The organism is Methylobacterium sp. Leaf465, assembly GCF_001424705.1.
Lineage (GTDB): Bacteria > Pseudomonadota > Alphaproteobacteria > Rhizobiales > Beijerinckiaceae > Methylobacterium.
Window position 1 is genome coordinate 107166 of record NZ_LMRA01000048.1, and the last position, 15205, is coordinate 122370.

A 15205-nucleotide genomic window follows, 5' to 3' on the forward strand; every position below is an offset into this window, starting at 1 on the left:
GAAAGGAACGCCGATGCGGCGGGCAGTCACGCTCCTCAGCACCCTCGTCGTCGCGACGACGCTCCTGGCCGCGCCGGGCGCGTTCGAACCGGCACGCGCCCAGAATCCGATCACACAGGATGGGCAGAACCCCATGGGCGCCAAGCCCACGGCGGATTCGGTGAACGAAGAGTTTCTCTTCAAGAACGCGGACAAGATCACCGGCCGGATCAGCATCCCCGATCGGAAGGCCGCGAACCTGATCCAGCCGCAGGGTCGCGAGTACCAGTCGTTCCGCGAGCACTATCTGCCGTGGATCGGGGCCGCCCTCATTCTCGGCATGATCGGCGCGCTGGGGGCGTTCTTCCTCTGGCGCGGGCGCATCCTCACGGAGCACAGCCAGGAATCGGGCCGGAAGATCCTGCGCTTCAACACCTTCGAGCGCTTCACCCACTGGATGACGGCCGTGTGCTTCATCATCCTGTCGCTCTCGGGCCTGAACTACATCTTCGGCAAGCGCCTGCTGATGCCGCTGATCGGCCCCGAGGCCTTCGGCGCCCTGGCGCAATGGGCCAAGTACAGCCACGTCTATCTCGCCTGGCCGTTCATGTTCGGCGTGGTGATGATGTTCGTGGTCTGGATCAAGGACAACATCCCGAACCGCCTCGACTGGGACTGGATCAAGGCCGGCGGCGGGTTCATCGGCAAGAAGCACCCGCACGCGGCCCGCTTCAACGCTGGTCAGAAAGGCGTGTTCTGGATGGTCGCCGGCTTCGGCGCCGCCATGAGCATGACCGGCCTGATGATGCTGTTCCCGTTCGCGCTGCTGGACATCAACGGCATGCAGGTCATGCAGGTGATCCACTCGCTGATCGGCATCGCCTTCATCGCCGGCATCCTCGCCCATATCTACATCGGCACGCTCGGCATGAAGGGCGCCTACGACGCCATGGGCAGCGGCAAGGTCGACCTGGCCTGGGCGCGCGCCCACCACGATCTCTGGGTGGAGCAGGAGCAGGCGAAGACGGCGAGCGGCCCGCAGCTCTCCGGTCGCCACCCCGCCCCCGCCGAGTAACCGAACACCCTGCACGCCCGCGCGGCGAGGACCCCGACCATGAAAGCCTTCATCCTCGCCATCATCGCGGCCATCGGGCTCGGCGTCGTGGCGATGTACGCCCTGACGAGCAATCAGACGTTCGCCTACCAGGCCTTCGCGACGTCGGGCGCCCGCGTGTCGGAGCCGGGCACCAATCTCGTCGGGGAGAAGTGGAACGGGGATCCGCAGACGAACGACACCGGGGAATCCGCCCACGGCAAGGCCACCGGAGAGCCGTCCCATCCGAAGCGATCCTGATCCTTCCAGCGATCACCGATGAAAACCACGAGCCCGGACCACAGGGGACCGAAGATGATCCGACGCCTGCCCTTCGCCGCACTGCTCCTGTCGGGCTGCCTCGCGGCGCCCGCAGCCTTCGCGCAGGATGCGGCGCCCGCCCCGGCGGCGGCGCCCGCGAAGGGACCGGCGAACCTGTGCCAGGAACTGATCGCGTTCGTGCAGAAGCCGGAGGAGAAGAAGCAGGAGGCCGCCACGCCGCCCAAGCAGGCCACCGCCGTCTCCAATGCCTCCGGCAAGAGCGACGGGCAGCCCTCCACGGCCGGCGGTGACCCGCAGCAGAAGTCGGGGCTGAGCGGGCCCACGAACACCGACACCAAGGCGCCCACCAGCGACACGCGGGCTCCCGTCAGCGACGGAAAGACCGTCCTGGCGCAGGCCAATGCCGCCGCCAAGTCTCCGCCGCCCCCCGGTGCGCCGGCGCCGAGCCCGAAGCCGGATCCCGCCGTCGTGGCGCAGCTCGAGGCCGCCGCCGGAGCGAACGACCAGACCGGCTGCCGCGCGGCCGCGCGCGCCATGCGCGTCGCCGGCGTCATCATGCCCCCGCCCCTCCTGGCGCTCGCCGCCCTGAACCCGAAGCTCTTCGCGGGATCGCAGCCCTGAGGGTGGGCGGGACGGCGGAGAACGCGGAGGCGGGTCTGCCCGCGCGTCCCCTCATCGGACGGGACACGACCCTGTGCATGTCCCTGTCGGCCCGGCCGGGGCATTTCGGGTCGCGGTTCCACAACCGGCTCTACGCGCTGCTCGGTCTCGACTACGTCTACAAGGCGTTCTCGACCACCGACCTGCCCGGGGCGATCGGCGGCATCCGCGCCCTCGGCATCCGCGGCTGCGCGGTCTCGATGCCCTTCAAGGAAGCGGTGATCCCCCTCCTCGACACCCTCGATCCGTCCGCGCGGGCGATCGACAGCGTCAACACCATCATCAACGACGGCGGCACGCTGACCGGCGCGAACACGGACTATCTCGCCGTGCGCGCCCTGCTGGCCCGGCACGCGATCGATCCGGCGACGCCGTTCATCGTGCGCGGGTCCGGCGAGATGGCCAAGGCGGTCGTGGCGGCCCTGCGCGATTCGGGCTTTCGGCATGGGACGATCGTCGCGCGCAACGCGGCGGCGGGTGCGGCCCTGGCGGAGCGGTCCGGCTTCGCCCATGCGACCGCGCTCGGCGACCGCACGGCGCCGCTCCTCGTCAACGTCACGCCCCTCGGCATGGAAGGGCCGGATGCCGGGGCCCTGGCCTTTCCGGAGGCGGCCATCGCCGCCTGCGCCATCGCCTTCGACGTGGTCGCCCTGCCCTCCCGGACGCCGTTCCTCGCGGCGGCGGAACGCCTCGGGAAGCCGTGCATCACCGGGCACGAGGTCCTGATCCTGCAGGGCCTCGAACAGTTCATCCTCTACACCGGCGTGACGCCGTCCTCCGCGCAGGTGGCGGATGCGGCCGCCTACGCCCGGACCTGACGGGACGAGGGCGCGCGGGCGTCCAGCCCGCGGTCAACCCGGGCGATGACGGCGGCGATCGACGCCATCATGCCGAGGAGGCGCCGCGGTCGTGACCGGACCGGCACCCTTGGCGTTTCTTCCTCGGCGCGGACCATCCGGCCGTCGCCGCGGGGGACATCGGTCATTCGCGAACGAGCCTTGCGGGACCTTCGGCGAGCGTTCGCCGGGTGAAGGCGACGGCGCGCTTCGGGCGAGCGTCCAACGCGAAGACGGGCTGGATCCGATGCCGGCAGCGCCGGTGCCGGGAGAGCGGCAGTCTACGCGCGCGGAGGGCCGTGCCGATACCCGCCGCCTGTCCGCGCCGCGACGCGGGCCTGCGCCTCCGCCGCGAAGAAGGCGTCCAGGACACGCACGAGGTCCGGGTTCGGTTTCTTCATGCCGTTGATGAAACGCGAGATCCGCGGCTGGTTGATCCCGAGTTCCCAGGCGAGGCGCGCCTGGCTCCAGCCGGTGCGATGGAGGAACTGGCAGACGTCGGCGGGTTGGACCGGCATGGCTCCACCTGGGGCGATGGATTTCGCGCAGGGGCCTAAGGGTAGGCCCCCCGACTGGCCAAACCAGACGATCGCCGCCCTTAATCCCTCCCGGGCGATCACGTTGCCGTGATAATCGTTGCGGTTCGCATTACTTTTGATAGCGGCGCTTTAGCTAGGTTTCACCACCAGAACGTTCTGCGAGGAAACCCCATGCGACACACGATCTACGGTGCTCTATTTGCCGCCCTGCTCCCGATGGCCGCGCATGCCGAGGGGGATGCCGCGGCGGGGGAGAAGGCGTTCGCGCCCTGCAAGGCCTGTCACGCCTTCGGCAAGAATGGGGTTGGACCGAACCTGACCGGCGTCGTCGGCCGCAAGGCCGCCTCGGAGGAAGGCTACACCTATTCCGCCGCGCTCAAGGGCTCCGGGATCACCTGGGACGAGGCCAACCTGCACGAGTGGCTGAAGAACCCGAAGGCGAAGGTCCCGGGAACCAAGATGGTGTTCGCCGGCTATCCCGACGACAAGAAGATCGACGATGTGATCGCCTATCTGGCCTCCAAGAAGTAGTCCCGCGCGTCGAGTCGCGTCGCTCTTCGCGGACCGTCTCCGATCGTCGAAACGCCGCTGGAGACCTGTCCAGCGGCGTTTCGTGTCCGATCGGGAGACGGCCGGCCTATTGCGGCGTCGGAACGGGCATCGCGGGCTGATCCGGAACGGGCGATGGGGTGACTGGCGGACTGGGATCGGCGGCGCTCGCCGTCTCGGTCGACTTGGCGAGCTCGGGATAGGCGTCGATGACGTTCGCACCGTTCAGGGGCTTGCTGACCCCGTTGTGGCAGGTGGTGCAATTGACCTTCGGCACGTCACCCAGAGCGCCGAGGCGGTTCGGGGGGAACGTCGAGAGCAGCGGCTCGAGGTAATTGCCGTTGATGTCCCGCACCATCCGGATGCCGTGCCAAGCGGTGGTCCGTTGCGGCGTGCTCTGCGACCAGTTCGAGATCGCCCGGGTGTTGTGACAGAAGGTACAGTTGACCCCCAGTCCTTCCGACATGTGGATCATCAACCCATAGGTCTTCTCCGCATCCTGGATCGGTTTGCCCTTGGTCGTCGGCAGCGCCGTCGTCGCGTTCACCCGGATCGCATTGTTGTCGATGGTCTTATCGGCGAGGTATTCGGTGAGGGTGTCGTAGGGGAGCGAGGCCAGGCCGACCGACGGCGCGGCCATGTTCTGCCCGTTGTTGCGGGCGATGAAGCCGCCCGGGCGATTGGGACCCGGCTGGGTGAACCAGATATTGGCCGGCACCGGCTGTCCCCGGTGGCAGGTGTAGCAGGTGACGCCCGCACCGCCGACGTGGTTCTCCTTCCAGGAACTGTTGATGTGCTGCGTCATCTGCAGCATCCGGCGGGCGACCTTCTTCTGATAGAGGCTGTCGTCGGCCATGTTCTCGGTATTGTGGCAGTAGGTGCAGCCTTGTTCGGGGCTGACCCACTCGGTCATCGACGCCATCAGGCGATTGAACTCGTTGACGCTGACGTTCTTGAGGACCTGGACGTTCTCGTAGGTCGTACCGGCGAGCTCCTCGCCGGGCTCGGCGGGATCGGCGGGCGCCGGCGCCAGGTTGGCGTCCCGGGTGTCCTCGACGGCTTCGCGGGTGTGGACCTGCGCCATCGCGGTCCCGCGAAAGCCATTCTGTTGGACCGCCAGCGGCGGTCGGTCCCAGTCGGTCAGACCGACCATTGCCACGGTGAGGAAGAAGGCGATGGAAGCTCCGAGGACGGCGAAGAAGGTCTTCATGGAGCTCCCCCTGGCAGGGTTGTGGGCGACACACTCAGCGGATCGACGACCGGCGGATAGACCTGCGGGTAGGACGGGGCGACGCCGTGCTTGACGGCCCAGAGGTACCAGTTGTCGACGACCGTCCCGGTGAGCAGGATTCCGATGCCGCCGGTGAGCGTCGTCAGGACCGCGAACCACCAGGCCCAGCGGTGGATCGATTCCATGGTGGCGTTGAAGCCCATGGTCCAGCGCCAGAACAGGGCGGCGCGCTCGGTGGCGGTGCCGCGGTCGACGATCTGGTCGATCTCGCGCTCGCCGCCGAAGCGGCTCACGGCCAGGATGGTGCCGCCATGCATCGCGAAGAGCAGCGTCGACCCGTAGAGGAAGACGATCGAGAGCATGTGAAAGGGGTTGTAGAACAGGTTGCCGTAGCGCAGCGAGAAGGCGGCGGTCCAGTCGAGGTGGGGGAAGATGCCGAACGGGACGGCCTCGCTCCAGGATCCCATCAGCACCGGCCGGATGAAGCCCAGCACCAGGAACAGCCAGATCGCGGAGGCGAAGGCCCAGGGCACGTGGTAGCCGAGGCCCAGCGCCTTGGCGCGCCGGAACAGCCGCAGCCACCAGAGCAGGATCGAGGCGGTCAGGAAGAAGCCGGCGATCAGCCACCAGCCGCCCTCGGCCAGTGGCGGCAGGACTTTCAGGCCGTATTGCGGTCGCGGCGGCTCGAGGGCGAGCCAGGGCAATTGCCGCACGAACTGGATCGGATCCCAGTTCACGCTCGCCCACATGTTGAGGCCGATGATCTCGAAGGCGATCAACCCGCAGGCGAAGGAGAGCGCCCCGAGATAGCCGATGTAGATCGGGCCGACCTGCGCATTGCCGATGAGGCCGAACAGGTAGGAGTTGAACGGCGTGCCCCAGCGCTTGTTGGAGTCGACCGGGATGCCGAGGTCCGGCTGGACCGGGCGGACCTGCACTTCGGAGAAGATGTTCTGGTAGTAGGCCATGGTGTCGCGAGCCTCCCTATTCCGAGATCAGCGCCAGACGGGGAGATTGAGCCACCATCCCCACCATTCGGGCCAGCCGCGGGTCCAGAACGGGCCGCTGATGACGATGCAGACGGCGCTCCAGAAGCCGGCCGACAGCGCCAGGAACAGGCCGAGCCGGTGGATGCCGAGCGTGCCGATCGAGTAGCCGATGGTGTCGCGGAAGAACGTGTCCTCGTGCTCGGGAGTCTTCACCACCTCGCTCTTGCCCGGATTGGTCGAGGACAGGATCAGCGAGCCGTGCAGCGAGAGCGCGAGCGTCGTGGTGAAGAAGAACGTCACCGCCAGCATGTGCGCGGGATTGTAGTGGAAGTGCAGGTACTGGTAGCCGGTGTTCGAGACCCAATCGAGGTGGCTGAGGATGCCGTAGGGGAACCCGTGCCCCCAGGCGCCCATCAGGAGCGGCCTGACCACGACCAGGGTCACATAGGCGAAGATCGCCACCGCGAAGGCGAAGGGCACGTGGTAGCCGATGCCGAGCTTGCGGCAGATCTCGACCTCGCGCAGGGCCCAGGACGAGAAGGCGCCGACGGCGCAGAAGGTGATGATCTGCCAGAGGCCGCCCTCCTGGAGCGGCGCCAGGGCGAGCCCGTACTTCAGATCGGGCGGCGCGATGTTGATCTGCCAGATGTTCCAGGTCGGTCCGAGCGCCGCACCGTAGATGATCAGCGCCGTTCCAAGCACCGAGAAGAACAGCGTCGTGACGCCGAAGAAGCCGACGTAGAACGGCCCGACCCAGAAATCGAACAGGTCGCCGCCGACCAGGGTGCCGCCGCGGATGCGGTATTTTCGCTCGAAACTCAGCATCGCCATCGCGACCTCCCCGCTCCACCACGTCTCTCGACCACGTCTGTCGGCGATGGCCGACGGGGGGCTTTTGGGGCCCGCCCGCCGATCATCCGTGCTTGCGGTGCGCGCCGGTCAGGCGGGCATCGTGGGCAGAACCAGCGTCTGCGCGTTGGCGGCGCGCGGCGCCTTGGGACCTTCCAGCCAATTGAACCGGTCGGTGCTGAGCAAGATGAAGTGGATCAGCAGCGCCAGAATGAAGAGGAAGGTGAAGAGCGCCACCAGGGTGCGGCGCGGATCGAAGAGAAGCCAGACCTTGTGCATGATGAGGGTCCTTCTCAGGAGAGCAGGGAGGCGACGCCCTGGGCGGCCGTCTCGAGGGCGGCGTAGCCCTTCGGTCCGGGCAGCCAGGGGCGCCACAGCCACACGAGGATGTGGGCGACCACGGCGATCGCCGTGAAGATGATGAAGCTGGTCAAGAAGATCGCGTGGAACTCCTTGGCTTCCGGTTCCGTCAGCCCGGACAGGCTGCTCGGTTTCTCGACAATGCCATTGGCCATTGGGTCAAACCTCCGCTTTGGCTAGCCGCGCCCGCACGTCCGGGTACGGTGGGTGTCACCGGACCGCGCGGAGCGGCCTCGGCGGTCCTTCCCGCCTGTTCGGACGGGAGGTCGATCGGGGGCGGGCGGAACGCCTCGACCCGAGGGCGAAGTCAGCCCATGAACACGAAGGGAATGGCCGAGACGGCCATCGCCCGGGCCTCGGCGAAGACCGAGCGCCGCCGCTGCGGCAGCGCCGTCCGGGCCTGCGGGATCACGCGCTGCACCAGCGCCGCGATGAGGAAGAACGGATAGGTGCTGGCCAGGATGATCCGGAACTGGACCTCGTCCTGATGCAGGCGCGACACCGGATTGAGCGAACGTTGCATGGGATGGGTCTCCTCTCGGCGTTCCGCGGCGGGACGCGTCCGGGTCGGGACGCGCGGGGTCGGCATCGACCGCTTGGACGGCGCCGCGCCGTTCCAATCGGAAAGGGAATGGGCGCCGAGGCCGGGACGCGCGCTCATGCGGCGGCTCCCAGGCTGGCCTCGGCGCGGGCGCGCTCGACGTGATCGGCGATCACCCGGCCTCCGCCCTCGCCGCGCGCGACGCGCTCGGCGGCATCACGCAGGCGTTTGGCCGCCGAGATCCGCACCAGCACGGGATGGGCCTCGACGAGTTCGTCGAGACGGGCCCGGGCCGCCTCGTCCCAGGGCAGCTCCCGGTGGAGCCGCGCCGGGGTCGCCTCGACCCTGTCCATGTCGCGGGCCAGCGGCAGGATGTGGAAGAGCATGTCGAACAGGGCGTTGCAGACCTCCTGGACGAGGTAGGTCGCGCCGGCGAACCCCATGAAGGGCGTGCCGGTATGGCGCCGGATGATCGCGCCGGGGAACGAGGCCGGCACGAACACCGCCCGGGCACCGGCCTCGGCCGCATACATCCGCTCGTTGAAGGAGCCGAACAGCACCAGAGGCGGGGTCTTCGCGATGAGGTCGCGGATCTCGGCGTTGTCGGTCTTCGCACCCGCCTTGCGAGCCACGGCGAAGTGGCAGGGCAGCCCCATCTCGTCCTCGAGAAAGTGCCGGACGCCGCGCGCGTAGGTCTCGGAGGCCACGATCCCGAAGCTCGCCGTGCCGAAGAAATCCTGCGTCACCGAACGCCAGAGGTCCCAGATCGGCTTGATGGTGGTGTGCTTCTCCCGCGCGATGAAGGGCTCGGGATCGAGGCCGAGGGCCTCGCCGAGCGCGCGCAGGAACCGCGTGGTCGAATGGATGCCGATGGGCGCCTGGAAGTAGGGGCGCTCCAGGGCCTCGCAGAGCAGGCGGCCGAACTCGCGGTAGAGGCAGATGTTGGCATCCGCGTTCACCAGGGCGGGCACGTCGGCGAGGTGCGAGCCGAGGGGAAACACGAGGTTCACCTCGGCGCCGATACCCTCGACGAGGCGCCGGATCTCGGCGAGGTCCGAGGGCATGTTGAAGGTGCCGTAGGCCGGCCCGATCAGGTTCACCCGCGGTTTCACGCCCTCGCTGCGGGCGGGCCGGGCCGGGATGCCCTTCTTGGCGAAGCGCTTGGCGCCGTACTCGTTCCAGAGCCAGGCCATGGCCCGGTCGGCGGCCTGCCACTGATCCTCGTCGATGGTGCGCGGCAGGAAGCGCTGGAGGTTGGTGCCCTCCGGCGTGACGCCGCCGCCGATCATCTCGGCGATGGAGCCGGTGACGACCACGCTCGGCTGGGCGGGATCGAGGGTGGCGTGGGCCCGCTTCATCGCGGCCTCGGTGCCGTGGCGGCCGAGTTCCTCCTCGGCCAGGCCCGTCACCACGATGGGCAGTTCGTGCGGCGGCAGGGCGTCGGTGTAGTGCAGCACCGAGGTCACCGGCAGGTTCTCGCAGCCCACCGGGCCGTCGATGACGACCTGCAGACCCTTGATGGCGGTGAAGACGTAGACGGCGCCCCAGTAGCCGCCGGCCCGGTCGTGATCGAGGACGAGCATCAGGCCATCTCCCCGATCGGCGCGTGTTCGAACTGTCCCGGCGCGGGCTTGGCCCGCACGGCCGAGGCGACGTTCCGACGGAGCTTGGGCACATCCTCCCAGATGCCCGCGGCATGACCCTCGCCGACCCCGTCGAAGAACGCCCGCATGGCATCGAAGCGGCCGCGGTTGCCGAGCGCCGCGTTGATGACCTTGGCCAGCGACCCGGCGCCGGCGACGCCCATCAGCGGGCGGGCCGAGATCAGGTTGGTGAAGTAGAGGGCCGGGATGCCGAGGGCCTTGGCCTTCTGCACCACCGGCGTGGTGCCGATGGCGAGGTCCGGCCGCGCGTCCCGCATGGCGCCGAGGTCGTCCTCCAGGGAGGCGCGGTAGCGCACCGTGACGCCGCGCGCCTCGAGCCAGGCCTGGTCGGCCTCCGAATAGGGCGTGCCCGGACAGGCGGTGCCCACATAGGCCAGGTCCGCGCCGCTCTCGACGAGGAGGCGCCCGACCAGCAGTTCGGACCCCTCGTACCCCGACAGCGTGATCCGGCCCCGGATCGGGTTGGCGGCGAGCGCGTCCCGGATCATCGGCAGGAGCCTGTTCTTGGCGGCCTCGACGGTGGCACGGGGCACCGCGCAGGCTTCGCCGATCCGGTCGAGCCAGTCGGCGGTGCCGTCATGGCCGACCGGGGCCGAACCCACGACGGGGCGACCGGCGGCGGCGAATTCCCGGATGGAAGCGGTGTAGAACGGGTGGATCGCTGCGACCGCCGTGCAGTCGAGGGCCGCGTAGAGCTCGCGCCATTCCCGCGTCGGCACCACCGGTCCGACGCTGAGGCCGAGGGGCTCCAGCAGGCCGCCGATGACGACCGGGTCGGCCGGAAACATCTCGCCGAGGAGGGCCACGGTCGGGCGCTCGGCCCGCCCCGTGCGGGGCGCCTGGACGGGACCCTGCTCGGCCTCCGAGCGGGCGACCTTCAGCATCGCCCCGGCGAGCACGTCCTTGGCCTCGGCATGGGTCGGCACCCCGAAGCCCGGCACGTCGATCCCGATGATGCGGACCCCGTCGATCGCCTTCGGCAGGAGGCGCAGGGGCACGCCCGAGGCGGTGGGAACGCAGAGATTGATGACGACGACGGCGTCGTAGTCGGCGGGTTTGGCCACCTGGAACACCGCCTCGCGGATGTCCTCGAACAGCTTGCCGGTGACCAGGGTCTCGGAGTTGAAGGGCACGTAGCCCACGCTCCGCCTGGCGCCGTAGAAATGCGACGTGAAGGTCAGGCCGTAGACGCAGCAGGCCGAGCCCGAGAGGATCGTCGCCGTGCGGCGCATCCGCAGGCCGACCCGGAGCGAGCCGAAAGCGGGGCACATGCTCTGGGGCTGGTCGTGCGGGCCGGCGGGGTAGTCCGTCCGAAGCTGCTCGAGCGTCTCGGACATGCCGGCGGCCTCGGCCGCCGCCCGCATCGTCGCTCTGCCGGAGTGGCAGCCCAGGCCGTCCGCCTTCGCGGCGGCGAGGTTCACCACCTCGGCCGGGGCCGCGACGGGGGCCAGGGTCGAAGCCGGGCGCTCATGGCCGGCGCGAAGGGTCTGGCGGGCGCGGAGGTCGGCGATGTCGAGGGTGACGGCCATGATGCGTCAGACCTCGTCGTAGACGACTTCGAGGGACGGCTTCACGACCTGCGTCGTGCCGCACATGTCCGCGAAGGTGGCGGGCACCAGGGTGACGCCCCGGCCGACGGCCTCGCCCTTGAACAGGCCGAGGAGCCCATCCTGGCTGAGGGGCGTCGGGTGGTTCGGCGCCGCGTCGTGGACGTTCCGGGCGAGATCGGCGAACAGGGAGCCCCAGGGGCTCTCGGGCCGTCCGATGATCTCGTAGTTCGCGCTCTTCCTGCGGATGTCGTCGTCGGCCGGGATCGAGGCCAGGACCGGGATGCCGACGGCGGCCGCGAAGGCCTGCGCCTCGCCGGTGCCGTCGTCCTTGTTGATGACGAGGCCGCCGACACCGACGTTGCCGCCGAGCTTGCGGAAGTATTCCACCGCCGAGCAGACGTTGTTGGCGACGTAGAGCGACTGGAGATCGTTCGAGCCGACGACGATGACCTTCTGGCACATGTCGCGGGCGATCGGCAGGCCGAAGCCGCCGCAGACCACGTCTCCGAGAAAGTCGAGGAGGACGTAGTCGAAGCCCCATTCGTGGAAGCCGAGCTTTTCCAGCAATTCGAAGCCGTGGATGATGCCGCGCCCGCCGCAGCCGCGTCCAACTTCGGGACCGCCGAGCTCCATGGCGTAGACGCCGTCGCGCTTGAAGCAGACGTCGCCGATGGCGACCTGCTCGCCGGCGAGCTTCTTTTTGGTCGACGTCTCGATGATCGTCGGGCAGGCGCGTCCGCCGAACAGCAGCGAGGTCGTGTCGCTCTTCGGGTCGCAGCCGATCAGCAGGACCTTCTTGCCCTGCTGGGCCATCATGTAGCTGAGATTGGCGAGGGTGAACGACTTGCCGATGCCGCCCTTGCCGTAGATCGCGATGATCTGCGTCTCCTTGGAGGCCGCCACCGGCACGGGATCCGGCTCGATGCCGGCCTCGGCGCGAAGGGTCTCGGAAGCCGTCAGGGCGCCGCCGTTCAGCTGCGTGGCCTTCAGCTGGATGTTCATGCGGCTCTCCAATCCAGGATCATCTTCAGGCATCCGGCGTCGCCGAAGGCCGTGCGATAGGCGTCCGGTGCGTCCGCGGCCGGGCGCCGATGGGTGACGAGGTCGTCGAGGCAGAGGCGCTCCTCGGCGATGAGCGCGAGGGTCGCGGCGAGATCCTCCGGCCGCCACTGGGCGGCGACGCGGATCCGGGCTTCCCGGAGAAAGGCGGGCGCGAAGGCGAAGCCGAGGCGGTCTTCGTAGAACCCGGCGAGAACGACCTCGCCACCGGGCGCGAGGCGCGCGATCCCCGTATCGAGGATCGTGGAATCGCCGCTGACCTCGAGGATCGTGGCGTAGTCGCGCCGCGCATCGTCGTCCGGAGCGAGGACGGGATAGGGACCCTCGCTCGCGCGCCGCACCGGGTTGGTCTCCCAAACCTGCGGCGTCCCCCCGAGGGCCTGAGCGATCCGCGCGACGAGGCGGCCGAGGACACCGTGGCCGATGACGAGGAGCGGCTGGCGCAGGTCGATCCCCGCCAGGGCGTGCCGCGCGGTGGCGGCCAGGGCGATCAGGGTTCCGCGCTCGCCCCACGCGTCGTCGATGGGAACGAGGCGCTCGCCGGCGCTGACGAGGTGGGACGCGGCCCCGCCGAACAATCCGCGGACCGGACCGAAGCATCGCGCGCCGGGAACGAACACCGTCTGCCCGACCCGGACGCCGCTCGCGACCCCGGCCTCGACGACCTCGCCCACGGACTCGTAGCCGGGCACCAGCGGGTAGCCCATGCCGGGAAACGACGGCATCCGGCCCGACCAGAGCAGGCGCTCGGTTCCGGTGCTGATGCCGCTCCAGCGGATCGCCACGACGGCATCGGCCGCCGTGGGAGCATCGAGAGCCAGGCATTCCAGGCTGATCCGACCGGGATCGCGGAGGACGACGGCATCTGTCTGCATCGCGCCTGCCCTCCCCCCATCCAACGACTCGGTCCGTTAAACCCCGAACCTTAATGTCATCCTAGATAGACACTTTGGAACGTCAAGAAAAACTTACAGCGGAGTTGGCTTATCGCGTTGACACCAACAGGCGCGTCAGCAGAGGACGGCGCGTTGCGACTTCGACGGTGCGCCGGAAGCCTGCTTCGGAGAGAAGCGCTCTGAGTTCCTGCGCGGAGCGGCACCGCCCGCTGCCCATCGCGAGAAGGTAGAGGCCGAAATAGGCGTCCGTGATGGGCTCGCCGCCGGGCGTGCCACTCATGGGCTCGGCGAGGATGAGACGCCCGCCGGGGGGAAGCGCTTCGCGTACCGCCGCGAGCAGGATGCGGACGGTCGCGTCGTCGTGATCGTGGACCACGCGCACCAGGGTGATCGCGTCGGCGCCGGGCGGGAGCGGGTCCGTCCGGAAGCTGCCGCCGAAGGCCTCGAAGCGGCCCGCGAGCCCGGCGCGCATCATGCGCTCCTCGGCGCGATCGGCCACCGCCGGCAGGTCGAAGAGCCTGAGCTGAAGGTCCGGCGCGACGCGGCCGGCCGCCGTCAGGAAGGCGCCCTCGCCGCCGCCGACATCCATGAGGCAGCGGTGGCGCCGCATCGGGTAGGCCTCGAGGAGATCCTCCGCGATCAGCGCCTGAGAGGCCGACATCAGCCCGCTGTAGGACGCGACCGCGTCGCCCTGCAGATCGGGCCCGTCTCCGGACGCATAGGGCCAGTACCCGGCGAGACGGGTCGGTCCCGCCTCGCCCCGCAGGAGGGCCACGGGGTCGCGCAGGTCCTCGTAGAGCAGCGCGTGGTGCTCGATCATCCGGCCGATCGCGGGGTTCCCCACCAGGGCGGCGCCGAGATCGGCCAGGAGGCAGTGGCCGTCCGGCAGCCGGCGGATCAACCCGAGGGAGGCCGCGGCCTTGAGGAGACGCGTCCCGGCCTCGGGCGCGAGCCCCATCCTGTGGGCGAGCGCCGCTTCCGGCACCGGACCCTCCGACAGCATGCCGAAGAGATCGAGCCGAACGCAGGCGAACAGGGTCTGCGAATAGGTGAAGCCCGCGCAGAGATCGAACAGGGCGCGCGTCCGCGTCCGGGCGATCCGCCGCGTCAGGGGAAAGCCGGCCGCCCAGCGCTGGAATCGCGGATCGGCGACGAGGCGGGCCCGTAACGCGTACCAGCGCGCCCGAAGGCCACCGGCGCCGGCCCGGGCCGGTGGATCGAGGGTGGCGCCGCGCGCCACCTTACGCCAACTCCCGTGCCAGGCTCGCCGGCAGGAAGAGCCGCGTCTGCGCCTCGATCTCGGCGCGCAGCGTCTCGGCGCCCGGGCAATCGGGAATCACCTCGATCGCCTCGCGCACCAGACGCTTCAGGCGCGTGAGCGCCCCGCTCATCCCGAGGAGCGCGGCGGCGTTCGGGCGACCGAGCGTCGAGTCGCGGCCGACGGGCTTGCCGACCTCTTCCTGACGGCAGGCGACGTCGCGCAGATCGTCGGCCACCTGGTAGGCCTCGCCCAGGCATTCGCCGAGGAGACGCCACGGGAGCGACGGTACGCCCGCCGCGGCGGCCCCCGTGACCGTCGCGGCGGCGAACAGGGCCCCGGTCTTGGCCTGTTGATACTCGGTCAACGCCACGGTCGGCTCGGACTCCCAGGCCTGGCCGGCGGCGATCCCGGAGGGCGAACCGGCCGCCCGGGCCACGAGGCCGACCAGGGCGGCGAGCCGCTTCGGATTCCGGGCCGCGCCGCGCGCCAGCGTCTCGAAGGCGGACACGATGAGGGCGTCGCCCGTCAGCACCGCCAGGGGCTCGCCGAAGGCCGCATGGACGGACGGCTGGCCGCGCCGAAGGGGCGCGTCGTCGAAGCACGGCAGATCGTCGTGGACCAGGGAGGCACAGTGCAGAAGTTCGATGGCTGCCGCCGCTGCGTCCGAGGCTGCCGGATCGTCGTCACCGCAGGCGCGCGCCACCGACAGGCACAGGCGGGGGCGGATCCGGTGTCCGCCGGGAAAGACGGCGTAGCGGATCGACTCCGCGAGTCGTGGCGGCGCTCCGGGTGCTTCCAGGTGGGAAACGGCAGCGTCGAGGGCCTGCTCGATGCGACGGTTGGCGTCCATTGGCCGTGACTCCCATG

At 69.5% G+C, this 15205-nt stretch carries 18 protein-coding genes; 5 read left to right on the forward strand and 13 right to left on the reverse strand.

Annotated elements, in window-relative coordinates; genetic code table 11:
* Positions 1-13: 13 nt before the first annotated feature.
* From ASG51_RS22395 to ASG51_RS22410, 4 genes are read left to right on the forward strand one after another with little or no spacing between them, the layout of a single operon-like run.
* Complete coding sequence (locus ASG51_RS22395) at positions 14-1054, forward strand: formate dehydrogenase subunit gamma (protein ID WP_056383127.1); 1041 nt, start codon at positions 14-16, stop codon at positions 1052-1054.
* Positions 1055-1093: 39 nt separating this feature from the next.
* On the forward strand, positions 1094-1333 hold the full coding sequence (locus ASG51_RS22400) for a hypothetical protein (RefSeq protein ID WP_056219187.1): 240 nt from the start codon (positions 1094-1096) through the stop codon (positions 1331-1333).
* A gap of 18 nt (positions 1334-1351) precedes the next feature.
* On the forward strand, positions 1352-1975 hold the full coding sequence (locus ASG51_RS22405) for a hypothetical protein (protein ID WP_244480238.1): 624 nt from the start codon (positions 1352-1354) through the stop codon (positions 1973-1975).
* Between the two features lie 2 nt (positions 1976-1977).
* Complete coding sequence (locus ASG51_RS22410) at positions 1978-2832, forward strand: shikimate 5-dehydrogenase (protein WP_277996220.1); 855 nt, start codon at positions 1978-1980, stop codon at positions 2830-2832.
* Positions 2833-3131: 299 nt separating this feature from the next.
* On the opposite strand, the gene ASG51_RS22420 is transcribed toward ASG51_RS22410, so the two are convergent.
* A complete protein-coding gene (locus ASG51_RS22420) occupies positions 3132-3368 on the reverse strand; it encodes a helix-turn-helix transcriptional regulator (RefSeq protein WP_056383132.1) in 237 nt (78 codons plus the stop codon).
* 192 nt (positions 3369-3560) lie between these two features.
* Here ASG51_RS22420 and ASG51_RS22425 point away from each other — a divergent pair, with 192 nt between their 5' ends.
* Positions 3561-3920, forward strand: coding sequence for a cytochrome c family protein (locus tag ASG51_RS22425; RefSeq protein ID WP_056219179.1), 360 nt, complete (start codon positions 3561-3563; stop codon positions 3918-3920).
* Between the two features lie 106 nt (positions 3921-4026).
* On the opposite strand, the gene pufC is transcribed toward ASG51_RS22425, so the two are convergent.
* The 12 genes from pufC to ASG51_RS22485 form a co-directional block, all read right to left on the reverse strand.
* Positions 4027-5148, reverse strand: a complete 1122-nt coding sequence (pufC, locus tag ASG51_RS22430; RefSeq protein ID WP_056383135.1) for a photosynthetic reaction center cytochrome PufC — start codon at positions 5146-5148, stop codon at positions 4027-4029.
* The gene (gene pufM / locus ASG51_RS22435; protein ID WP_056383138.1) at positions 5145-6137 is read right to left on the reverse strand and encodes a photosynthetic reaction center subunit M; all 993 of its coding nucleotides are present in this window, start codon (positions 6135-6137) and stop codon (positions 5145-5147) included. Before pufM ends, pufC begins: the two co-directional genes overlap by 4 nt.
* Positions 6138-6164: 27 nt before the next feature.
* Positions 6165-6989 carry a photosynthetic reaction center subunit L gene (gene pufL, locus ASG51_RS22440; RefSeq protein WP_056383139.1) on the reverse strand — a complete coding sequence of 275 codons (825 nt, stop codon included), beginning with the start codon at positions 6987-6989 and terminating at the stop codon, positions 6165-6167.
* A 108-nt stretch (positions 6990-7097) separates the two neighbouring features.
* Positions 7098-7286 (reverse strand): light-harvesting antenna LH1, alpha subunit, encoded by a 189-nt coding sequence (gene pufA, locus ASG51_RS22445; protein WP_018043293.1) that lies wholly within the window; start codon positions 7284-7286, stop codon positions 7098-7100.
* A gap of 14 nt (positions 7287-7300) precedes the next feature.
* Positions 7301-7522, reverse strand: coding sequence for a light-harvesting antenna LH1, beta subunit (gene pufB, locus ASG51_RS22450; protein ID WP_056273133.1), 222 nt, complete (start codon positions 7520-7522; stop codon positions 7301-7303).
* 152 nt (positions 7523-7674) lie between these two features.
* A complete protein-coding gene (locus ASG51_RS22455; RefSeq protein WP_055956535.1) occupies positions 7675-7890 on the reverse strand; it encodes a hypothetical protein in 216 nt (71 codons plus the stop codon).
* Positions 7891-8024: 134 nt separating this feature from the next.
* Positions 8025-9491 carry a chlorophyllide a reductase subunit Z gene (bchZ, locus tag ASG51_RS22460; protein ID WP_056383141.1) on the reverse strand — a complete coding sequence of 489 codons (1467 nt, stop codon included), beginning with the start codon at positions 9489-9491 and terminating at the stop codon, positions 8025-8027.
* On the reverse strand, positions 9491-11101 hold the full coding sequence (gene bchY / locus ASG51_RS22465; RefSeq protein WP_056383143.1) for a chlorophyllide a reductase subunit Y: 1611 nt from the start codon (positions 11099-11101) through the stop codon (positions 9491-9493). Before bchY ends, bchZ begins: the two co-directional genes overlap by 1 nt.
* Before the next feature lie 6 nt (positions 11102-11107).
* Entirely contained in the window at positions 11108-12124 is a 1017-nt protein-coding gene (locus tag ASG51_RS22470) for a chlorophyllide a reductase iron protein subunit X (RefSeq protein ID WP_056383145.1), read from the reverse strand.
* The gene (gene bchC, locus ASG51_RS22475) at positions 12121-13056 is read right to left on the reverse strand and encodes a chlorophyll synthesis pathway protein BchC (protein ID WP_056383147.1); all 936 of its coding nucleotides are present in this window, start codon (positions 13054-13056) and stop codon (positions 12121-12123) included. Before bchC ends, ASG51_RS22470 begins: the two co-directional genes overlap by 4 nt.
* Before the next feature lie 109 nt (positions 13057-13165).
* Positions 13166-14317: a methyltransferase gene (locus tag ASG51_RS22480; RefSeq protein WP_056383149.1), complete on the reverse strand. Its 1152-nt coding sequence runs from the start codon at positions 14315-14317 to the stop codon at positions 13166-13168.
* Between the two features lies 1 nt (position 14318).
* Positions 14319-15188, reverse strand: a complete 870-nt coding sequence (locus ASG51_RS22485; protein ID WP_056219143.1) for a polyprenyl synthetase family protein — start codon at positions 15186-15188, stop codon at positions 14319-14321.
* Positions 15189-15205 lie beyond the last annotated feature (17 nt).